Here is a 21,378-nt window from a genome sequence, read left to right as displayed (position 1 = left end):
CTATCAGCGTTTTTGGTAATACGCAACATACCAATCAGCAAACTTTTGTAAACCATCTTGAATTGTCGTTTTAGGTTTAAATCCTACAGCTCTTTGAAGTGCATCTGTTGACGCGTAAGTAGCTGGGACATCCCCTGGCTTAATCGATTCATATTCTTTATTAAACTCTACAGGACGTCCAAGAGCATTTCCCAGGGCGCTCTCGAGAGAAGTAATAAACGTCATCAACTTTTCAGGGTTATTATTTCCGATATTAAATACTTCATGTTGAACTTCTCCAGATGGAGGGGTACTCAACAAACGCGTAATACCTTCAACGATATCGTCAATATAAGTAAAATCTCGATAAAGATCATTAGCGAAATCGCCATTGTTAAAAATCTTTATTGATTCATTGTTAAAGTACCGATCCGCAAAGCCAAAGTAGGCCATGTCTGGACGTCCTAGTGGACCGTAAACGGTGAAGAAACGTAAGCCGGTTGCCGGAATTTTGTAGAGGTGGCTATACGTGTGAGCCATTAGCTCGTTAGACTTTTTAGTGGCAGCGTATAGAGATACTGGGTGGTCCACGAAATCAGTCTCTTCGAACGGCACTTTCTTATTTGAACCATAAACCGAACTCGAAGAAGCATAGACTAAGTGCTCCACCAGATACTGACGACATGCTTCTAATACGTTATAAAAGCCAATGACATTACTCTGCATATACGCGTCCGGATTTTCAATCGAATAACGTACTCCAGCTTGAGCCGCTAAGTTCGCCACAAAAGCGGGACGATACTCCTCAAACAATTCAAGGATGAAGTCTTTATCCGAGATATCACCTTTAATGAATGTGAACTTCGAATAAGGTTTCAGTTGGTTCAATCGTTCATGCTTCAAATCGACATCGTAGTAATCATTGAGGTTGTCTAATCCAAGGACAGTACAGCCATTATCAAGTAAGTGCTTGGATAAAAAATACCCAACGAATCCAGCTGCCCCAGTCACTAAATACGTTTTTGTTGTATCAAGAGTTGTGGAGTCCAACGTTTTTCAACTCCTTATTATTATCGCGAAGGACGGGACGTCTACCTACTGAATGGTACTCAACATCTGTCGACTCCATCTCTTCAATAGCATAAATGTTTCGACCATCGTACACTAAAGGTGTTCTCATCAAAGCTTTATAAACAGTAGGTTCAATTGCTTTTACTTCTCCCCATTCAGTGAAGATGAAGCAGACATTAGCATTTTCTAAAGCTTCTTCAACGCTATTTACATACGTGATGCTGCCTCTATCATGCTTACCCTCAGGATGAACTTGAGCAAAGTTATCTGCTCCAACAGGATCGAAGGCAAAAACCTGAGCCCCTTGCTCTAAGAGTAACGGTACATTCTCTAAAGAAGCCGCTTCACGCAAGTCATCTGTACCGGGCTTGAATGTTAATCCTAACACTGCAACCTTAAGACCATTAAAAGTGATTAGACGCTTGCTAGCTTTTTTGTAAAGCAAGGTTTTCTGGTCTGTATTCACATCAATTGCAGCTTTCACGGTTTTAAGTTCATAGTTATTCTGTTTGGCAATGTATTCAAGCGCCTTCGTATCTTTAGGGAAACAAGATCCTCCATACCCAATACCTGCATTCAAGAACTTACTACCAATCCGATCATCGAAGCTCATGCCTTTAGCTACGTCTTGAACGTCAGCTCCAACTAATTCGCATAAGTTCGCGATATCGTTCATATACGAGATTTTTAGTGCTAAGAAATCGTTTGATGCATATTTAATCATTTCAGCGGAACGACGATTTACTGAAACAATCGGCAGGTTAAATGGTTCATAAATTTTTAATAATAGATTTTTAGCCCATTCACTCTCGGTGCCGATAACGATTCGATCAGCGTATAATGTGTCTTGAACTGCTGAACCTTGTGCTAAAAACTCAGGGTTCGAAGCAACCTCGATTTTAACATCATGAACAAGGAAATCTTGGATAAACTGTTCAACCTTGTCATTTGTACCCACTGGAACTGTTGATTTAACAACAACGAGACAATCTTTTTCAACGGTTTCAGCAATTTGGCGTGCAACAGTCGCAATATGAGAAAGATCTGCAGACCCATCTGGTTGTTCGGGCGTACCAACACCGATAAAAATTGCATCAGCTTTTTTATAAGCTGTTTTATAGTCTGTTGTGTAATCAAGCATTCCGTTAGCATGATTTTTTTGCATTAGTTCTTCAAGTCCTTCTTCATAAATCGGAGAAAATCCAGATTTCATCAATGCTACTTTTTCTTCATCAATATCAACACAAGTTACATGGTAACCCATTTCCGAAAAACAAACACCTGCTACAAGACCTACGTAGCCCGTTCCAGCCACAGCAATATTCATCATTTTAAAAACCTCTTCCTCTAATTATTAATTTTATTTTTTAAACACTTGTTTTAACGTGTAAATAACATACTTTAATTCACTAAAGTAAAATAACAACCCTGTAAAAGAGGTAAATATAGATGAAACTAATCCTGTTAATATTGCGTATAAAATCCAATCACCATAATCGTTAACCTCATAGTCAAAAATATTAATAGTAAGAATTGTTATTAATCCGGTCAAAAAGTAAAGAAATAAGTTTTTATAGAACTGGACTGGACTACTAATTAAAATGAATTTTGAAGAATAATGAACATACTGCAAAGTCCTAAACAACATAGCAATAAGTGTTCCAACAGCTACACCAACAATCCCATAATAGTTTACTAAAATTACTGATATCGAAACATTAATAATCGCTTCTAAAAGAGCGCCTCTCTTCGTCTCTTTATAATGTCCTGCAGCTAAAGTAACTGAGTTATAGGGTAACCGGATACAATAGAATAAACCCGCAAAAATTAAAATATACGCAAATAATGGTCTATAGTAATTTACGTCATCTACTCCTTCCGTATATAGATTAACAAACGGCAGGATAAGTATAAATAAGCTAGTGAACAGTATTGTGGTGATTGTGAAAGTTATAAACTCATATACTTTAAAATTTTTCCTTAATGCTTCAATTTCTCGTTTAGCAATCATATTTCCAAACGAAGCTTCTACTCCAGAGGCAAAAGTGATTGTGATAGACTGTACACTAGAAATAATTAAAAAATAAATAGAGTACACGGAGACTTCTTTAATATCAGTAAAAATCGTTAGTATCGCTACATCTGTATTATTATGAATCAAAAAAGCTAAATGATGGCCTATACCATCCCATTTCTGAGTGATTTTTTGTGGAGAGACCTCTTTAAAGTTAGACAATTCATAGCTTTTCTTTACGTAATAATATAAAACAAGCGGACGTATCACATGACCAATCGAAGATATTAAAAGTACCAAATGTATTGTGAAATCTAATTTTATTAGTATTATGGTCATAAGTGTATTAATAATAAGAGTTACAATTTGTAAAAAAGAGATAACATATTGGCGCTGATCCGCATAAAGTAAAATTTGATATGTAATACCAAAATAATACTGAAAAAAAACACTTATTCCTATTATCAGAAGTAAACTTATTGTGTAAATTACTTCGAATTCATCTGAAACAAGTCTTGGATAGATCAATCCCAAGGCTAATATGTAAACTAAAAAAATGTAAGCAATTTTTCTGAAAAAGATTTCTGATTCTTTGAGTATGGAAGTGACTTCTCTCATTTCTCTTTGTGCCAGTGGTTTATAAAGAGCCGCTCTTACAACTCCACCTACTCCGGCCTCCAATAACACAATATAACCCATAAACTGAGTAATCGAGACTATTAATCCGTTTGTACTAGACCCATAATTATTTATTATTAGTTGGGGAACTATAAGTCCTGCAACAATAGCTACAAGCCGAAGCGATAATGTAACTCCTACATTAATTATTGCTTTTTTACTGCGCATTCCTATTCTTCCCCTCCAAAATTTAACATGCCTAAACTGAAAGTTTATTTTTATATCATTTGAATTTCCGACCTGATTCCATAATACTTTCTAGCAAAAACAATGCAGTCAAATTACTTCTGTATAATAAAAAACGTAGAATTTCTTTTGAGTTTAGATTTCTTAGTTTTACATATTTGATAGCTTGAATATAAAAATCTTCTTTTTTAATCGCTCTTAAAGCTTGTTTTTTTTCATAAAATTTATGATTCGAAAGATACACAACGTGTAGATTTTTGAGCAATATTTTCAGATAAAAAGTATATAATTCTCTTTTATTTTCTTCCGAATCACAGTGGTGAACTGTCATATATTTTAAAAGTGACTTTCTTACAGTAGTAATGTCATTTAATATGTTAATGTTCAAAGTATTACTTACACTCGATGTATTGTATCTGTAAAAATACAGGGTTTGATTTACATAACAAATGGTATTTGCATTAGAAATCAAAGATAACGATTGTAGTAAATCTTCACCGTTTCGAATCCTAATATTATTGTAGTATTTAAAGAAATCTTTATTAACAATATTTCTTCTAAATGCTTTGCAAACCAGGTTATTTAAATCAAAGCTATTTGACATCACCTTGAACAATTCTTCTTTATTACTTACATCAAATAAAGTATGATTTTCAAAAGTAGATGGAGAAGTAAATAATACCTCTCCATTATCTGAAACTTTTGTATATCGAAAAATCACAAGATCACTATCATATGTCTTTATAGTTTCATGTACTTTTAATAGTAAATTACTATGCCAGTAGTCATCCGAGTCTAAAAAAATACAGTACTCTCCTTTTGCTTCGCTTAAAGCTCTTTGGCGAGCAAAAAATTGCCCCTTATTTTTTTGAGTGATAGTTTTAATTTTCAAATCATCAGTATACCTTTTACAGATATTCAAGCTATTGTCTGTTGATCCATCATCAACTAATATTATTTCAAAGTTTTTATAAGATTGATTCAACACCGATTCTATGCAATGCTCAAGATATTTCCCTGCATTATATACTGGTATTAAGACACTAAATTTCACTATGTTTTTTTTCCTCTCCATCAAATTTGTTAAGTAAATATTCTTTTTTATCTTGTGAATTTAGTTGTTTAGTCACATCAACTTTACTTTTATATTTTGAATAATATTCGTCAATTGAGCTAAGTACTCTAGCTGGAACACCAGCCGCTATAGAGTTTGATGGAATATTTTTTGTTACTATAGATCCAGCACCTATTACAACATTATGCCCAATGTTTACATTAGGCATAATGATTGAATTTATACCTACATGGACATTATTTCCAATTTTAATTTTTCCAAAAAGATCTGCATCTGTTAACATTCCGTTGTTTCTAAGCACCCACATACCTCCATCATGAGTTACAAAGGTTACTCCAGAAGTAATTCGAACGTCGTTCCCAAGCTCTATAAGATATGGTTCACTCCCAAAATTCACATTTTGATGCACTTGAAAATTCGATCCGATTTTCGTATCCTTTAATATTTTATTTTTTATTAAACTACCTCTTTTTACAGGTGAAGCAAATTTTAATATTAAACTCAAGTAAATCCTTTTTAATATATTCATGCAATAGTTATCCTCCTTGTAATTTCTTATTACAGTCACGTCTTATAGATTCATTAGTTTTATAATTCACAGCTATAACACCTAATGTTAAGAGAATAAATGTAAGTTTTCTATAATAAGAAACTGTTCCAAAATCAGCAATCAAAGTCATTAATAGTATAGTAATTGTTACAGCCAAATGAGGATTTTTCATCTGCAAAAGTGGTATAGCTTTTACAAATACGTAAATATAAACAGAGTAAAATAATAAAAAACCAATTGCTCCGTAGTTGACTAACAACTCTACATAATTGTTATGTAAATATGAGTTATAACTTGAGACTAAGGATAACAAATGTTGAGAACTATTTGCACCATATCCTATAAACGGCTTTTCAAAAAACAAATCCAATCCATATTGAATCATAAAAATCCTAATATTGGTTGAGGAGTCTACATAAGAACTATCTCCAAAAATATTAAACAAATTCTGAAATCTAGAAGTTATATTACTGAAAATTGACATATTAATTATCACATACATAATTAAAAGGGAAAATACGCCAAATATTGTACCTTTGAAAAACTTTTTCATTCCATCTTTTAATATCAAAAATAAAGCAATTCCTAGTAAACATATAAGTATACCTGTCCTGCTCCCGCTTGAAACTGTTACAAGAAAAGGCACTATAGACAGTACAGCAATTATAATGTTCTTCTTCGTAATTCCTAAATACACATTTAGAACTGTAGTATACGCCGCATACATACCTAAAATGTTGGCCTGATTCACTTCACTACCTAAACGTTGACCACTGAATATAGAGTTTAAAAAGTTTATAGGATTATATAGGAATATAGTATATACGCACATTATCATACCCGAAATATATAGAGAGATTAATAGCTTTTCAAGACCTTTTTGTACGTTAATGAACCCTTGAAAAGTTAAAAAACTCAATAGCATAAGAGTTGAGAGAGTATTACTTACAATTATTCCATTAGCTTGTATAGGCGTCCATAGTATAGATATATAAGAATATAAAACGAATGAAATTAACGCAATAAAATATTTATCTAAATGTATAGTTAAAGATTGAATGATTTTCAAAACCGAATAACCTAATATAACTAAGAAAAGAGCGTTAGATATAGTATTGTATTCAGCTCTAAAAGAGAATACATAAATCGAAGAAACATATACAGTAAACAAAAAATAAAAATTTCGTTGTAAATTACTTTGCTTTTTAGACACCACTTCTTCAACTCTAATATCTTTCATATCTCCCCACCTTGTCCACAGAAGTCACTTTAAAAAACTAATTCTTTAAATTTGTCAGCAGATTTTTTTATACTATATCCTTTTTCTTCAACGTAAATTTTACTATTACTTCTACTCTCGTCTACTGACAGTGAGATAGAGACTTCAGCCCACTTTTTAGGATGCGAACTTAGAGAAAGAGATTTAATGTGTGGAGTAATTTGAACCTCTTTAGTAATTTGATCAGAAATGACACAAGGCAAACCTGTAGCTTGAGATTCAATTACAGTATTAGGCATTCCCTCATAAAAAGAAGGAAATATGAATAAATCCATAGCCATCATTAAATCAGGAACATCTTTTCTCACTCCAAGAAACCTGACTTTCTTTTCTAAGCCATGTTTAATTACTGTATCTTTAATCTTAGTTTCTAATTCTCCTATACCTACTAAAATCAATATGCTATCCTCATTTTTTTTCAAAATTTCATCAAATATTTTGATTAAGAATAAATGATTTTTTTGAGTTACGAATCTACCAACGTGACCAATTAAAAGGGTACTGTCGTTTATATTTAACTCTTTACGCATAAGAATTCTTGTGTTTAAATTAAAATCAAAAATATCTAACGGAATTCCATTTTTTACAATATGAACCTTATTTTTCTTCGCCATTCTTTTTCCGAACATAAATTCCGCAGCTTCAGTAGAAGGTGCTATTCTTAATGTAGGAACGAACATTGGAAGGAACTTAAAAACCTTATGCAAAATTTGATTGATTAATCCGCCACCAGTTTTTGAGTTACTCGAACGATAAATTAAATGTTTTGCTCCACCCATCTTTGCCACTATTAAATCTAAAGCGGATAATGAGTGTTGTGAAACCCTCATGACATAGTGATATTCTTCTTGTTTAACTACACGCTTCAAACGGTTTAAGGACTTAAAAACACCTTTTGACTTAGGAAAAGATCTAAATATCTTCCCTCCCATCTCAACTATTTCATCTTCATAAAGTCCTTTATGTGGAGAAGATACGTAAAAGTCAAACTGGATTTGAGTACGATCGAAACTTCTATATAGTTTCATTAAAAAAGTTTCCGCCCCACCAGCATCCATACTTCCCACAATACATAAAATCCTTTTTGGGTTATTAGTCATTTAAATGAACTGTCCTCTCAAAAGCATGACCCTCTAGTCACGCTCTAATATTTTTTGGGAAGCCTTAATAATAAAAGCTTTATATTTATTTTTCTTTGAAACTTGATATTCTGTCCATTTATTTAAGTATTTTAAAATTTCACTAGAATTGTAAAAGTCATTGAGTACCTTTAATTGTGCAATGTGCAAATTATGATAAAAGGAACTGGCTACATGTGAATCTAAATCGTACATACTCCAATACCCATTATCAAATTTATGAATATTTCTTTCCAAAGTTAACATCGATTTTTTTAAAATTTTTAAATAAGATTCTTCTTTCGTGACTAACCAATAATCATGTAATCCAAAGATAGAAAATATCCATCCATTTAGAACAGGTTGTTTATGGGTATATTCCATAAAAAAAACATCATTAAGATCATCACTATATAGTGTTGTTCCACCATTTTCTATAGATAGTAACATAAAATCTATAGCTTTTTTTGCTTTTATCAAATACTCTTCTTCTCCAAATTCAACATAGGCTCTTACTAACAAAGATACACCTTCGCCTTGGGCCATAGATGAGTAAGGGTGTTTTGGATAGACATAGAAGAAATTATTCCATGAACCATCTTCTTGTTGATTCATAATTGCCCATTTCACCATTGTTTGAAAAGAAAGTAAATACTTTCTTTCTTGTGTTAAAAGATATAAATCGTATGCACCTAAACCGTGTTGAAACACAGAAATCGGAAATATGATTTCGCTATTATCTTCTAGTTTTATAGTCGGTACTTTCGAAACCAATTCCTTATCTAACACTAATACTTTTTGAGTCAAATCATTATAGTAACCTCTTACTTCATTTTTTGAATATATTAATCCTCGGTTCTGTTGAACATGAAAAATACTCTTTCCAATAAACATCTTGTACCATCTTTTTAAATTATAGATATTAATATTTTTCATTTGATGTAGACCTCATTAGTGTATGTTTTCCACAAATTTTTCTAACACATGTTCTTTTGTATATTTTTGGGCTATTTCCCTACAATTTAATCTCATTTTCATTACTTCTTGGGGGTTTTTCTCGATTTCTATTAATTTACAAACAAGATCTTCTTTTTGTTTGAAGTTGTAACCTAATCCTGTAACGCCTTCTTCAATTACATCTGAAAAACTATCCCACCTCGATGATAGGACTGGCACACCAGCAAAATAACTATCAATAACCGTCCCAGGAATGCCTTCCGTTTTATAGCGTGTAGGAAAAACTAGCATAAAATAGTTTTTAATAACCTCAACTGACTCTGTTGGTTTTTTAGTGCCACAATACCTGATATACTTTGGCGCCCCTTTTATTATTTCAAAAAATCTATCTCTATAAGAAGAATCTATATAACCAAATATGTCTAAACAAAATGCTTCGTAGCCTAATGTTCTATTCACTTCCATTACTGAAGCAATAGCATCTTCAAGACCTTTTTCTTTTACTACTCTTGAAAATGTACACAACTGATACGGCGTAGCAAGATTGTAGTTTATCTCTTCAATAGGTACTCTTTCTAAAACTTTATAATTGTACATAACATGAACATTATTTAGTCCTAATTCATTTAAATCTTTTTTCATTTTTGTTGTCTCAACATAAATACCAACAAATTCATCAAGCATTTTTATCAAAATTTTTTTATTAGATAATAGCTCTCCAATCCATCCTCCAATTACTATATAATGTAGTTTTCGCTTATAAAATAGATTCAAAATCAATAACATGACAGCAAGAATTTGAATGCCATTTCTAGCTGGCAAAATTAAGATATTCTCACAATTTCTAACCAATAAAAATATTCCCTTTAAAAATTTAAATTTATTTTTCTTTAATTCAAATGTATTAACGGTGCTTACATTATCAACACCGTAAATTTCTTGCATTCCTTCTATTATCAAATTAGTTTTTACAGGCTGTCCTCCTGAGAAGTCTTGACCTTCTCCATAGACACCTACTATGCCAATTTTCATTTCTTCACCACTATTCACTTTTTAGTTACGAAATCTGCTCCAAATTTCACCATAAAATATTTAAGCGTTTTTCTAAATTTTAAAGGGAAGTAATTAACACCAAAGAATTTAGATTTATAAAAATAATAATCGATTTTTTTCATGACTTCACGATTGCTATGTAAACTCATTCCTTTTCTCTTAAAGTATTTGATTGCCGAAGGTAATACCTTACCCTGCACAACTACATGACAAATATTTAAAATGTTTCTATTATCGTAGAAACAATTTTCTAAATATTTATCCTGATTACTTGGCACTTCTTCAATTCGATCAATTTCAAATTGCCAAGCATTATAACTGCCTTCTCCAATTTTATCTAAGAGAAATTTCTTATTCCAAATTGCAGCCTGTAAACTAATTCCATAATGCAAAGTTGAAGGTATCTTTTGAATATGAGACTTGTTTTCAAATTTACGACTTCGAATATTGGAAAAGCTATTTAATTTATAATAATTTACCTTTTTAGATTCTATGAATTTTAAAGTTTCAATGACTTGATGAGTATTTATCTTAGAGCCAATATAAAAATCTTCAAGCAATAAACAAATATATTTTTCTTCGATTTTTTCAAGACCCATTCTAGCCCTAGTACTCCATTCAGCATTTTTAGCTGTATTCACAATCTTTACATTGTCAATGGTAGGCTGCATTTCGTTGTTAATTAAATAAACATTGAATGGATTATCTGGCCAATTTACTTCAAGAAGTTGAAAAAAATCGTTCCATAGGTCACTATAGCCATCATAAGATACGATGACTATAGCCATATTGTTAAAATTCTTTTCAGATTCCAAAATTATCCTCCTGATACTTTTTATTTTGTTTATATACAAATTCATTAAATTTTTGAAGTTTTCGATCTTTATCTGAAATGATTAAATTTTCACCTATTAAGTTTAGTGGCCATTTAATTTGAAGTGTTTCGTCATTCCAAAGTATCCCACTGTCATCTGTAGGAATATATTTGCTAGTACATTTATAATTGAAAATTGTATCGTCCTCTAAAGTTAAGAAACCATGTGCAAAATTTTCTGGAATATAAAGCATTCTTCTATTACTTTCAGTAAGATAGAAACCTTCCCATTTTCCAAAGCTTTCTGATTCTTTTCTTAAATCTACAACAATATCGTACACAGCACCTTTTATTACTCTCACTATTTTTCCTTGAGGATTATTTTCTTGAAAGTGTAAACCTCTGAGCGTACCTTTTTTAGATTTAGATTCATTTGTCTCAGAAAATACTATTGGCAAATTTGCTCTTCTGAATTCTTCTTCTTCAAAATCTTTTATAAAGTAACCTCTATCATCCATAAAAAAATGAGGTTCAATTAATACCAATCCTTTGATTGATGTTTCCGAAAAATTAAATCCCATATTCTTTACTCCTTTTCATCCAATTTAATGTACTAGTAATTCCTGATTTGAATGAAGTTCTTGTTTCAAAACCGGTTTCGTTAGATAAATCTTTAATTTCATACCAGGTTTTAGAGTATTTTACACCGTCATCTGGTCTTGATCCCAAATCTACAGTTGAATTACCTCCATATATATCTTTCATATTTAATATATAGTCTTTTAATTTTTGGGGTTCCCCACTTCCAATATAATAGATATTTTTAGTTAAAGAATTTATACTCAATAAATACATTGCGTTTGCAAGATCTTCGATATAAATTAAATCGTAATATTGATCACCTGGTGAGTAGCTAGGAATTTCTTCATTCATAAAGGCTTTTAATGTATATTCTACGATATTTCCATTATTACTATTTGGCCCGTAGACGTTAGCTATCCTCATCCATACATAAGGGATATTATACTTTTTACATTGAATATCTAATAATTCCAAAGCAAATTTTTTGCATGCTCCATAAATTATATTTGGTGATATATTCTTTATTTCTTTGTAATTAGCTGCTATGTGTTCAGAAACAGTACCTGAAACTAATATTTTTTTACACTTTAATTTACTTGCTACCTCTACACAGTCACATGTGTAACGTACATTATTTAGTTGCACAGAATAATTAGACCTTAAATCCCCGCCTGCTCCTTCCCAAGCTAAATGGTAGAATAAATCTACCTTTTCTTCGGGAATCAGTTGAGGTAATAATTTAATATTTTCTAGGTCGCAATATATTACTTTAACTTGAGGAAGCTTATCTATATTTGAAATATCAGAGTTCTCATTTCTGACAATTGCAAATACATCAATTTTATTGTCACTAAATTTTTTACACAACCACGAGCCCACAAATCCATTTGCTCCTGTAATAACTACGCTTTTTATTTTTTCGGCTTTTATCATTGACTCACCTTGAAAACACATTTTTAATTTGCTTATCCATAATTTCAGTTATATCTTCATTTGCTTCATAGGCTTTTGACCACTCTATCGACATTGCAACTGCATTATCAATACTTAACTTTGGTTCCCATTCTAATTTGTTTTTTATTTTTGAACAATCTAATTTTAAAAATTTTGCTTCATGCGGTCCTTCTATATTTTTAGACATCCAGATGGCCTCCGGACCCCACCGATCACAAAATAGGTTAACCAAAGTTTCCGTGGTCACACAGTCTTTATCATCTGGTCCTACGTTATAAAAGCCCATATTACTTCTATCATCATGTTGCTTCATTGCAATCAACATGTATGCATAGATTGGATCAAGTACATGCTGGTAAGGGCGTATTGATCTAGGATTTCTAACTACAATTGTTTCGTTATTACTAACAGCTCTAATACAATCAGGTATTATTCGATTTGGAGAAAAATCCCCACCCCCAATCACATTTCCTGCTCTGGCTGTAGAAATAGCTATTTCTCTTTCATTAAAAAAAGATTTTATATAGCTATCGGTTATCAACTCGGAACAAGATTTGCTATTTGAATACGGATCGAACCCATTTAATCTATCATTCTCTCTATATCCCCAGTCCCATTCATTGTTCTCATATACTTTGTCTGTTGTTACATTAAGAAATGATTTGACACTCTCAGTCTTTCTGATGCATTCTAAGATATTCACTGTACCCATTACATTTACTTCGTAAGTATTAACAGGGTTATTGTATGACTCGATGACTAGTGGTTGAGCGGCTAAATGAAAAACAATTTCAGGCGATGTCTCACGGAAAACCTTATATAATTTATCGAAATCTCTAATATCCCCAATTACAGACTGAATTTTTTCTGAAATGCCACTTGAGTTATACAAATTTATTGTAGGATGATTTTCTAAAGAATAACCTACTACATCCGCACCAAAACTCACTAGAACTTTAGTCAACCAGATTCCTTTAAAACCTGTATGCCCTGTTACGAGTACTTTCTTATTATTAAAAAACTCCCTTATATCTTGAGTCATTTTATTCCCATACCTTCCATGGAGCGACATTATTTTCTAACAATTCTTCTAGTAATTGTTTATCTCTTAGTGTATCCATACATTGCCAAAAACCTGAATGTTTAAAAGATTTTAAATTTCCTTCTTCAGCAATTCTCTCTAGAGGATGTTGCTCAAATACCGTATCATCACCTTCTATATAGTTAAATACGTCAGGATTTAAGACCATGAATCCAGCATTAATCCATCCGCCATCCTCTTTAGATTTTTCTTTGAATTTATTTATTTGACCATTTTCAGCTATATCCAAAGTTCCGAATCTACTTCCAGGTTGAATTGCAGTTAACGTTACCATTTTCCCATGGGAATCATGAAATTCTACAAGTTTATTAATATCAACGTTTGATACTCCATCACCATATGTCAACATAAACGGTTCATCACCAATATAATCTTTAACTCGTTTTATGCGCCCCCCAGTCATTGTGTGCAAACCTGTATCCACTAAAGTAACTTTCCAAGGTTCTGTTCCATTAGTGTGGACACTCATTTCATTTTTCGATGAGAAATCAAAAGTTACATCCGCCATATGTAAATAATAATTCGCAAAAAATTCTTTGATGACATATTGCTTATATCCACAACAAATAATAAATTCATTATATCCATGGGAAGAATAATATTTCATAATGTGCCATAGAATTGGCTTCCCATCTAACTCAATCATTGGCTTTGGCTTTAAATGACTTTCTTCACTGATTCTTGTACCAAAACCACCAGCTAAAATAACAACTTTCATCTCTCGACATCTCCTATTTTTTCCCATTCTTTCGTTTGGAAATTATATTTTTTTATTACTTTTGCAGGAATCCCCACTACTATTGTGTAAGGAGGTACGCTATTTGTCACCACACTTCCTGTACCAATGATAGATTTTTTACCTATAGTAACACCAGGCAAAATCGATACTTTTTCACCAATCCACACTCCGTCGTCTATAATTACTGGCTTCGTAATTAGTGACTGTTTTCCATATCCTAAATCTGATTCTGGATCAATTCCATGATTCTCAGAACTAATCATTACGTAACTTGCGATAAGAACATTTTTTCCGATTTTAACTTTGTCCGCACTTAATACTGTGAAGTGATTGCCAATATATGAGTTTTCCCCAATCATTAGTTCCGGATATAATTTTTGACCATTAAAATTTTCATAAAAACTTATTCTTGCATCATTTCCAATCCTAACACCCTCTTTTAGAGTGAGGTATCTTGCATTATTTATTGAGAGTCTTTTTCCCACAAAACAATTTTTCCCAATTTCATTTGCAGTTAGTAATAATTTAGTCTGTACTACAATCATAAATAGCTTTTTTAAAAACATCTTATGCTCTTTTCTCATTAAAAATACCTTCCTCATTTTACTTGCATCAATGATTTATATCAGATCAAACTCTATCTCAATTTAAAAAAAGTCATGAAAACCCAATAAATTAAAAGATACATAGACTTTGTGAATGAAAGTTTTTCAATATCTCTATAAATTTTCCAATGATAGTTTAATAAAGAGACTTTATTACTCGAAATTGAGTTTATGCGTATTCGATGACTTGTAAGCGTTCTTTCAATCCCTATTATTTTTTTCTCTATTTTAATTATTTGTAACCACATTAAATAATCATTTCTTTTTTTAAAATCTGGAATTTCAAATTTCCCTAATACTTTAGCATTGTAGATAACCGTAGAATTTCCTGGACAAGTTTTTAATAATCCCCAATGGTCACTATATTTTTTTGCTAGGATGGTTTTATTTAGTGATTCTCCTCTTTCATTAATCTTATTATAACTTGTGCATGTGAAATTATGTCCATAGCGTTCCATAAACCTAATTTGGACAGCTAATTTCTCAGGAAACCAAATATCATCACTATCTAAAAAAGCAATATAATCGCCTGATGCATAATTAATTCCTTTGTTTCTCGATATAGCTGCACCTAAATTATTAACATTTTTAATTATAGATATTCTAGAATCTAAACAAGAAAATTTTTCAATTATTTCAAATGTACTATCTTGTGAGCAATCGTCAATTATTATTAATTCCCAGTTAGTATATGTTTGATTTATAACCGACTCAATCGCCTCTACTATAAATTCCTGTGAATTAAAAGCAGGCATTATTATTGAAACCTTATTTTCTGACATTATATTATTTTGTATCATCCTCATGACCTACCTTTAGAAAATCCCATATGATTTTCCGCCTTAAATTATTTGAGTGTATTATTACTAATACTATATTTCTTTATCTTCTGGCTGTTTAGTAATAGCAATCTCTCTACTCATCATCCCTGTTCCACCTTCAACCACTCCGTGACTTTTCAGCACACTAAAGATTGTTCCGATAAAGCATCGAACATCCATCCAAAATGTCATTTTTTTAATGTACTCTCCGTCGAGTTGAGCTTTATATTCAATTGGTAGTTCATCCCGCCCATTGATTTGTGCCCAACCTGTCAGTCCTGGTAGTACATTATTCGCTTGATACTTTTCTCGTTCTTCGATTAAATCATATTGATTCCATAATGCTGGACGTGGTCCGATAATCGCCATTTCACCTTTTAAAATATTAATAATTTGTGGTAACTCATCCAGACTTGTTTTGCGTAAGAACTTACCAATTTTCGTGATGTATTGATCTGGATCAACAAGAAGATGCGTTGGTGTATCTTTCGGTGTATCGATCCGCATCGTACGGAACTTTAAAATGTTGAAGTGGGATTGATGAATTCCAACACGTTTTTGTTTAAAGAAGACTGGTCCTTTTGATTCAAGTTTAATCATAACCATAATTCCAATAAATAAAGGCGACAAGACGATTAAACCAATCAATGCCAAAATGAAATCAATTTTTCGTTTCTGCTCAATGTATGTCATTGTTCACTCTCCATAGGCTAAACCGTTTCTTTATAGTTTGCTGTTTGCTCTTGTTCATATCTATCGAGACAATCATTCGCCCAGTTTACAAGGTACAAGCTAAGCGCCTCGTCCGTTCTTAATTGATTCATATTTTCTAGTTTTCCATTTAAATCTGGCTCTTCTGTAACAATCCCTGTGAAAATTTTCGGATAAACTGCTTCCGGATGAACTTCGCCTTCTTTCAATAATTCCTCATACATCTTCTCTCCAGGACGAATACCACTGAATTCGATTGCAATCTGTTCTTCCGTAAAGCCACTCAGTTGAATCATATTGCGTGCTAAGTCGACAATCTTAACTGGTTCTCCCATATCAAGGACGAACACTTCTCCACCGTTCGCGAGCGTACCCGCTTGAATGACGAGTCGACTTGCTTCTGGAATGGTCATGAAGTAACGTGTCATATCTGGATGCGTCACCGTCACCGGACCACCTTTCGCAATCTGTGATTTAAATAATGGAATGACTGATCCACGACTCCCCAATACATTTCCAAAACGAACAATCGCATACTTTGTTTCACTTGATTTTGCTAAGTGTTGGACGACCATTTCGGCAATCCGCTTCGTTGACCCCATGACGTTCGTCGGATTGACGGCTTTATCCGTAGAGATCATGACGAAGCGTGCGGCACCATATTCATCGGCCATCTCCGCCACATTCTTCGTCCCATAAATATTGTTTTTCACCGCTTCATGCGGGTTTGCTTCCATTAACGGAACATGTTTATGCGCTGCAGCGTGGAAGACGAGATGTGGCGAATAGGTCATAAACACTTCTCGTAGACGTTCCGCGTCCTGAATATCAGCAATGACTGGTATGAGTTCAGCTTCAATCTTCGCTTCACGTAGTTCACGTTCAATGAGATAAATACTATTCTCCCCGTGACCAAGCAATAACAATCGGTCCGGGTTGAACTTTAAGATTTGGCGACAGATTTCGGATCCAATCGATCCACCAGCACCTGTCACCAAAACCGTCTTCCCTTCGACCTCTGCCTGAATCCCTGTAATATCTAACTCGACCGGTTCGCGGCCGAGGAGGTCTTCGATGGATACTTCACGCATTTGATTGACAGCGATTTTCCCAGCTGCCACTTCTTCAATCATCGGAAGCGTATGAACATTTGTGCATACTTTTTTCGCACGTTGAATCAGTGCCACACGTTCTTGATAACTCATCGAAGGAATGGCAAACACGATTTTATCAATCGCTTCATTCTCAACAACTTCTTCCAATTGTTCGAGCGTGCCAAGAACTTTGACGTCATTCACTGTCAATGTCTGGAGATGCCGATTGTCATCTATAAAACCAACGGGATTCATGCGATGATTATCAGATTGTTTCATCTGCCGTACCAACATCCGTCCTGCCTGTCCAGCTCCAATAATGAGTGTACGTTTTTCATCTTTTCTCCGTTTGAGCTTCCGTCCTCGCAAAATGGACATCTGATCTTGTTTCCAAGTCACATAAATACGTGAACCAAGACGAATCCCACCTAACATGAGTAACGAGAGACAAAAGCTTAAGAACAGCATCCGCTCCATCGCTTCTCCATATACAGCGAATTGAAGGATGTATAATAGAAGTGTGCTCGAGGCGAGTGTCATTGCCAAACGAACGGCTTCTGTCATGCTGGCAAATCGCCAAGCCACTCGATACAAACGACTGATGCCTGCCATGATGATGAAGATGGCACTATACGAAATAGCCGTCTCAATAAAATGATTACGATCGATATTTTGAATGAATTCTAAAGGATATAAGAAAAAGTAGGAAACGAACATCGCTGATAGAATAGCAATGATATCTAAACTAACGAGCACCCCTGTACGTAACGATTTTCGACCTAGATCGGGTATCGACAATGCTTATCCCTCCTTTTATAAAGTACTTTCTACTACTGTTTGTTCTTCTAGTAATTGCGTCATCATTTTTAGTACGTCTTCACGTAAGTCCGAGCGATTCAATGCAAACTCAAGCGTCGTTTGAATAAATCCTAGTTTTTCCCCGACGTCATAACGTTTGCCCTCAAATTCATAAGCGAATACACGTTGCATCTCGTTCAAACGAGTAATCGCATCCGTCAATTGGATTTCACCACCCGTTCCTGCTTCTTGCGTCTCTAAATACTTAAAGATTTGAGGAGTGAACAAGTAGCGTCCGAGAATCGCTAAATTTGACGGTTCAGTGCCTAGAGCCGGTTTTTCTACGAAAGAAGCCACTTTATGTAAACCACTTTCTAATGATTCTTGGGGGTCTACGATTCCATAACGATGCGTCACATCACTTGATACATGCTGAACACCGATGATTGAACTTTCCGTCTTTTCATACTGCTCAATCAATTGACGCGTACATGGTACTTCCGCCTGAACGATATCATCTCCCAACATGACGACGAACGGTTCATCACCAACAAACGCTTTCGCCTGTAGTACGGCATGACCGAGTCCCATCGGCTTTGATTGACGGATGAAATGAATATTAATATTTGTCGTCTCTTCGACTAGCGCCAAAAATTCTGATTTCCCTTTTTCAATAAGCGTTTGTTCGAGTTCTGGTACCGAGTCAAAATGATCTTCAATCGCCCGCTTCCCTTTTCCCGTGACGATTAAAATATCTTCAATTCCTGAAGCGACTGCCTCTTCAATGATGTATTGGATGGTCGGCTTATCAACGATGGGTAACATCTCCTTTGGCATCGCCTTTGTCGCCGGTAAGAAACGTGTGCCAAGACCCGCTGCCGGGATGACTGCCTTTTTCACTTGTTTATGTACCATGATGCCCCTCCCATGAATGGATCTGTATGATTTAGATAATTATAGAAAAAAGGATGCATTTAACATCCTTACTAAAATATATTCTAAGGTTAACACTTTTGACCTAATGAAAAAACCAAGGTAAGGGAATTAAAACCTATTTTCGTTCGACAAGTGTCGACAAAAATCATAATAGTTATTAATTGTCAATGGAATATGTAAAAAATAAAGGATTTACTTCTTCCATTTCCCTCTCCAGTTCTTTGTCGGAAGAATCGGTGGATCAACGAAGACAAACTCGTCTTTCACAATCGCCGCTGCGTTTTCTTTTAACGTTTCCCAACGATCTGCTCCTAACTCTTCCGTCACCGCTTGCTCAGCTGCTTCCCAGTAGAACGTACGACGTCCCGTACTATGGGCATCTGAGGCGACGAGTTGACTCAAGCCATTCCGTAAGAAGACGAACGCAATCTCTTTCACGTTTTGACCGAACTCGCCTGTCAAGCTGCTCGTTGTCACTTGTGACAAGGCACCTGATGACACGAAGTCCATCAATCGTTTCGGATTCGTTGCGAGTTCTTTGTTCCGTTCTGGATGGGCGATAACCGGCGTGTAGCCTTCTGTCTGAAGTCGGAAGAATAGTTGCTCGGCATATGCCGGCACCGTGTCACTTGGGAACTCGACAAGGACGTAGCGTGACCCAGCAAGAGAAAGCGCTTCTCCGTCTTCTAACGCCTGTACAAGATCTCCGAACACACGAATCTCTTGTCCCGGATAAATGTCAAGCTTGATTCCTTCTTGATGTAAGACGTTTTGAAGTGTCGCTGCGGCTTCCTGGACGTTCAAGTTTTCCGTCTCAAATTGAGGGTGAAACGCGTGGGGGGTGACCACGATTGCGGTCACCCCTTCCTCTACGGCGCGTCTCGCCATCTCGATTGTTTGTTCGACCGTTCCCGGACCGTCATCGACGGCCGGGAGAAGATGACAATGGATATCAATCATGGCGTGGTTCTCCTTTTATCAAAATTAGGCGAGAATACTCCCACTTCTAAACGAAGTGAAAGTGGGAGATGAATCGCCAGCCCTCCTTTCGGGTATATTACCTTCAAGGAGGTGAAAAATCATGGTGAAACATAAGGCTTACAAATTCAGAATCTACCCGACAAAAGAGCAGGAGATCCTGATCGCCAAAACGATCGGTTGTTCGCGTTTCGTCTTCAACCACTTCTTAGCGAAGTGGGATGAAGCCTATAAAGCGACCGGCAAGGGACTGTCGTATGATGCCTGCTCGAAAGAACTTCCCATGCTCAAGCAGGAATTCGGTTGGTTGACGGAAGTAGATAGCACGGCCGTCCAGAACAGTGTCAAACACCTGGCCGACGCGTATAAGAAGTTCTTTAAGAAAAAGGGGAATCATCCCCGTTTCAAGTCGAAGCGAACCCCCGTCCAATCCTATACGACGAACATCCAAGGCAAGTCCCAGCTCCCCGAGGTCTCGATCGTCGGGAATCGACTCAAACTCCCGAAGCTGAAATGGGTGCGATTCGCCAACTCAAGGAAGGTCGAGGGTCGGATTATTAATGCCACGATTCGTCGCACGGCTTCGGGTAAATACTTTGTATCTTTGCTCGTTGAGCAAGAAATTAACGATTTGCCGAAGACGGGCTCGTCAGTTGGTGTGGATGTGGGTTTAAAAGATTTCGCTATCTTGTCAAACGGAACGATATACAAAAATGACCGTTATTTCGTATCCCTAGAAAAGAAGTTGGCTCGTGAGCAACGCAAACTTTCTCGTCGTCAGTTGATCGCTCTAAATAAGAAAGTAAAATTATCTGAAGCTAAAAATTATCAAAAACAAAAACGTAAAGTTGCTCGTTTGCATGAAAAGATCGCCAACAAGCGTAATGATTTCTTACACAAGGTATCAACTGAAATTGTCAAAAACCACGACATTATCGGAATTGAAACCTTGCAGGTGAAGAGCATGCAGAAAAACAAAGAACTAAGCAAAGATATCTCAGATGTAAGCTGGTCTGAGTTTCATCGAATGCTGAAATATAAAGCCGATTGGTACGGCAAGACCGTCATGAAGGTCGGTAAAACTTTCGCTTCCAGCCAGCTATGTTCTTGCTGCGGCTACAAACACAAAGACGTTAAAACGAAGCGCTTACGTGAATGGACGTGTCCGAATTGCGGAGTCCATCATGATCGCGATATTAACGCAGGTATGAATTTGAAATTAGAAGCCGAACGCATCTTAGCTTCTTCAACCGTCGGGACGACGGGGTTAGCCTGATAATGTTT

Annotated in this window: 21 protein-coding genes; 1 reads left to right on the top strand and 20 read right to left on the bottom strand. The window is 34.9% G+C overall.

The features are described from left to right. Positions 1 to 3: 3 nt before the first annotated feature. The 20 genes from AC5LIL_RS02950 to AC5LIL_RS02855 all read right to left on the bottom strand — a co-directional run bounded on the left by AC5LIL_RS02950 (position 4) and on the right by AC5LIL_RS02855 (position 20,076). Entirely contained in the window at positions 4 to 1,029 is a 1,026-nt protein-coding gene (locus tag AC5LIL_RS02950; protein WP_499824836.1) for an NAD-dependent epimerase/dehydratase family protein, read from the bottom strand. Beyond that, positions 1,010 to 2,380 (bottom strand): UDP-glucose dehydrogenase family protein, encoded by a 1,371-nt coding sequence (locus tag AC5LIL_RS02945; RefSeq protein ID WP_499824835.1) that lies wholly within the window; start codon positions 2,378 to 2,380, stop codon positions 1,010 to 1,012. The genes AC5LIL_RS02950 and AC5LIL_RS02945 overlap by 20 nt, the downstream gene beginning before the upstream one ends. Before the next feature lie 30 nt (positions 2,381 to 2,410). After that, positions 2,411 to 3,910, bottom strand: coding sequence for a lipopolysaccharide biosynthesis protein (locus AC5LIL_RS02940; protein ID WP_499824834.1), 1,500 nt, complete (start codon positions 3,908 to 3,910; stop codon positions 2,411 to 2,413). A gap of 55 nt (positions 3,911 to 3,965) precedes the next feature. After that, entirely contained in the window at positions 3,966 to 4,982 is a 1,017-nt protein-coding gene (locus AC5LIL_RS02935; protein ID WP_499824833.1) for a glycosyltransferase family 2 protein, read from the bottom strand. Beyond that, positions 4,972 to 5,532 carry an acyltransferase gene (locus AC5LIL_RS02930; protein ID WP_499824832.1) on the bottom strand — a complete coding sequence of 187 codons (561 nt, stop codon included), beginning with the start codon at positions 5,530 to 5,532 and terminating at the stop codon, positions 4,972 to 4,974. The genes AC5LIL_RS02935 and AC5LIL_RS02930 overlap by 11 nt, the downstream gene beginning before the upstream one ends. A 7-nt stretch (positions 5,533 to 5,539) precedes the next feature. Further along, positions 5,540 to 6,793, bottom strand: coding sequence for an O-antigen ligase family protein (locus tag AC5LIL_RS02925; RefSeq protein WP_499824831.1), 1,254 nt, complete (start codon positions 6,791 to 6,793; stop codon positions 5,540 to 5,542). A 29-nt stretch (positions 6,794 to 6,822) separates the two neighbouring features. After that, positions 6,823 to 7,932 carry a glycosyltransferase family 1 protein gene (locus AC5LIL_RS02920; protein WP_499824830.1) on the bottom strand — a complete coding sequence of 370 codons (1,110 nt, stop codon included), beginning with the start codon at positions 7,930 to 7,932 and terminating at the stop codon, positions 6,823 to 6,825. A gap of 33 nt (positions 7,933 to 7,965) precedes the next feature. Beyond that, positions 7,966 to 8,886: a D-glucuronyl C5-epimerase family protein gene (locus tag AC5LIL_RS02915; RefSeq protein ID WP_499824829.1), complete on the bottom strand. Its 921-nt coding sequence runs from the start codon at positions 8,884 to 8,886 to the stop codon at positions 7,966 to 7,968. 15 nt (positions 8,887 to 8,901) lie between these two features. Continuing rightward, positions 8,902 to 9,939: a glycosyltransferase family 4 protein gene (locus tag AC5LIL_RS02910; protein WP_499824828.1), complete on the bottom strand. Its 1,038-nt coding sequence runs from the start codon at positions 9,937 to 9,939 to the stop codon at positions 8,902 to 8,904. Between the two features lie 14 nt (positions 9,940 to 9,953). After that, positions 9,954 to 10,775, bottom strand: coding sequence for a hypothetical protein (locus tag AC5LIL_RS02905; RefSeq protein ID WP_499824827.1), 822 nt, complete (start codon positions 10,773 to 10,775; stop codon positions 9,954 to 9,956). Further along, positions 10,765 to 11,355 carry a dTDP-4-dehydrorhamnose 3,5-epimerase gene (gene rfbC / locus AC5LIL_RS02900; protein WP_499824826.1) on the bottom strand — a complete coding sequence of 197 codons (591 nt, stop codon included), beginning with the start codon at positions 11,353 to 11,355 and terminating at the stop codon, positions 10,765 to 10,767. Before rfbC ends, AC5LIL_RS02905 begins: the two co-directional genes overlap by 11 nt. Continuing rightward, positions 11,345 to 12,289 carry an NAD-dependent epimerase/dehydratase family protein gene (locus AC5LIL_RS02895; RefSeq protein WP_499824825.1) on the bottom strand — a complete coding sequence of 315 codons (945 nt, stop codon included), beginning with the start codon at positions 12,287 to 12,289 and terminating at the stop codon, positions 11,345 to 11,347. Before AC5LIL_RS02895 ends, rfbC begins: the two co-directional genes overlap by 11 nt. Before the next feature lie 4 nt (positions 12,290 to 12,293). Continuing rightward, entirely contained in the window at positions 12,294 to 13,352 is a 1,059-nt protein-coding gene (gene rfbG / locus AC5LIL_RS02890) for a CDP-glucose 4,6-dehydratase (protein ID WP_483545882.1), read from the bottom strand. A 1-nt stretch (position 13,353) separates the two neighbouring features. After that, positions 13,354 to 14,130 carry a glucose-1-phosphate cytidylyltransferase gene (gene rfbF, locus AC5LIL_RS02885; RefSeq protein ID WP_483545883.1) on the bottom strand — a complete coding sequence of 259 codons (777 nt, stop codon included), beginning with the start codon at positions 14,128 to 14,130 and terminating at the stop codon, positions 13,354 to 13,356. Further along, a complete protein-coding gene (locus AC5LIL_RS02880; RefSeq protein ID WP_499824824.1) occupies positions 14,127 to 14,735 on the bottom strand; it encodes an acyltransferase in 609 nt (202 codons plus the stop codon). Before AC5LIL_RS02880 ends, rfbF begins: the two co-directional genes overlap by 4 nt. 53 nt (positions 14,736 to 14,788) lie before the next feature. After that, the gene (locus AC5LIL_RS02875) at positions 14,789 to 15,556 is read right to left on the bottom strand and encodes a glycosyltransferase family 2 protein (RefSeq protein ID WP_499824823.1); all 768 of its coding nucleotides are present in this window, start codon (positions 15,554 to 15,556) and stop codon (positions 14,789 to 14,791) included. A gap of 72 nt (positions 15,557 to 15,628) precedes the next feature. Next, complete coding sequence (locus AC5LIL_RS02870) at positions 15,629 to 16,270, bottom strand: sugar transferase (RefSeq protein ID WP_499824822.1); 642 nt, start codon at positions 16,268 to 16,270, stop codon at positions 15,629 to 15,631. A 17-nt stretch (positions 16,271 to 16,287) separates the two neighbouring features. Continuing rightward, positions 16,288 to 18,180 (bottom strand): polysaccharide biosynthesis protein, encoded by a 1,893-nt coding sequence (locus AC5LIL_RS02865; RefSeq protein ID WP_499824821.1) that lies wholly within the window; start codon positions 18,178 to 18,180, stop codon positions 16,288 to 16,290. 15 nt (positions 18,181 to 18,195) lie between these two features. After that, positions 18,196 to 19,095: a UTP--glucose-1-phosphate uridylyltransferase GalU gene (gene galU, locus AC5LIL_RS02860; protein WP_499824820.1), complete on the bottom strand. Its 900-nt coding sequence runs from the start codon at positions 19,093 to 19,095 to the stop codon at positions 18,196 to 18,198. Between the two features lie 213 nt (positions 19,096 to 19,308). Beyond that, positions 19,309 to 20,076 carry a tyrosine-protein phosphatase gene (locus AC5LIL_RS02855; RefSeq protein ID WP_499824819.1) on the bottom strand — a complete coding sequence of 256 codons (768 nt, stop codon included), beginning with the start codon at positions 20,074 to 20,076 and terminating at the stop codon, positions 19,309 to 19,311. 121 nt (positions 20,077 to 20,197) lie between these two features. Here AC5LIL_RS02855 and tnpB point away from each other — a divergent pair, with 121 nt between their 5' ends. Then, complete coding sequence (gene tnpB, locus AC5LIL_RS02850) at positions 20,198 to 21,370, top strand: IS200/IS605 family element RNA-guided endonuclease TnpB (RefSeq protein ID WP_499824818.1); 1,173 nt, start codon at positions 20,198 to 20,200, stop codon at positions 21,368 to 21,370. The last annotated feature ends 8 nt before the right edge of the window (positions 21,371 to 21,378 follow it).

Source organism: Exiguobacterium sp. RM11 (assembly GCF_059821525.1).
This window is presented reverse-complemented; position numbering and strand designations above follow the sequence as displayed.

Excerpts from the sequence above, each read along its gene's own strand:
- AC5LIL_RS02915 (WP_499824829.1), bottom strand. The coding sequence starts at position 8,886 with ATGAAAAATATTAATATCTATAATTTAAAAAGATGGTACAAGATGTTT.
- galU (WP_499824820.1), bottom strand. The coding sequence starts at position 19,095 with ATGGTACATAAACAAGTGAAAAAGGCAGTCATCCCGGCAGCGGGTCTT.
- rfbF (WP_483545883.1), bottom strand. The coding sequence starts at position 14,130 with ATGAAAGTTGTTATTTTAGCTGGTGGTTTTGGTACAAGAATCAGTGAA.
- rfbC (WP_499824826.1), bottom strand. The coding sequence starts at position 11,355 with ATGGGATTTAATTTTTCGGAAACATCAATCAAAGGATTGGTATTAATT.
- tnpB (WP_499824818.1), top strand. The coding sequence starts at position 20,198 with ATGGTGAAACATAAGGCTTACAAATTCAGAATCTACCCGACAAAAGAG.
- AC5LIL_RS02895 (WP_499824825.1), bottom strand. The coding sequence starts at position 12,289 with ATGATAAAAGCCGAAAAAATAAAAAGCGTAGTTATTACAGGAGCAAAT.
- AC5LIL_RS02940 (WP_499824834.1), bottom strand. The coding sequence starts at position 3,910 with ATGCGCAGTAAAAAAGCAATAATTAATGTAGGAGTTACATTATCGCTT.
- AC5LIL_RS02875 (WP_499824823.1), bottom strand. The coding sequence starts at position 15,556 with ATGATACAAAATAATATAATGTCAGAAAATAAGGTTTCAATAATAATG.
- AC5LIL_RS02930 (WP_499824832.1), bottom strand. The coding sequence starts at position 5,532 with ATGAATATATTAAAAAGGATTTACTTGAGTTTAATATTAAAATTTGCT.
- rfbG (WP_483545882.1), bottom strand. The coding sequence starts at position 13,352 with ATGACTCAAGATATAAGGGAGTTTTTTAATAATAAGAAAGTACTCGTA.
- AC5LIL_RS02920 (WP_499824830.1), bottom strand. The coding sequence starts at position 7,932 with ATGACTAATAACCCAAAAAGGATTTTATGTATTGTGGGAAGTATGGAT.
- AC5LIL_RS02855 (WP_499824819.1), bottom strand. The coding sequence starts at position 20,076 with ATGATTGATATCCATTGTCATCTTCTCCCGGCCGTCGATGACGGTCCG.
- AC5LIL_RS02910 (WP_499824828.1), bottom strand. The coding sequence starts at position 9,939 with ATGAAAATTGGCATAGTAGGTGTCTATGGAGAAGGTCAAGACTTCTCA.
- AC5LIL_RS02880 (WP_499824824.1), bottom strand. The coding sequence starts at position 14,735 with ATGAGAAAAGAGCATAAGATGTTTTTAAAAAAGCTATTTATGATTGTA.
- AC5LIL_RS02870 (WP_499824822.1), bottom strand. The coding sequence starts at position 16,270 with ATGACATACATTGAGCAGAAACGAAAAATTGATTTCATTTTGGCATTG.
- AC5LIL_RS02925 (WP_499824831.1), bottom strand. The coding sequence starts at position 6,793 with ATGAAAGATATTAGAGTTGAAGAAGTGGTGTCTAAAAAGCAAAGTAAT.
- AC5LIL_RS02945 (WP_499824835.1), bottom strand. The coding sequence starts at position 2,380 with ATGATGAATATTGCTGTGGCTGGAACGGGCTACGTAGGTCTTGTAGCA.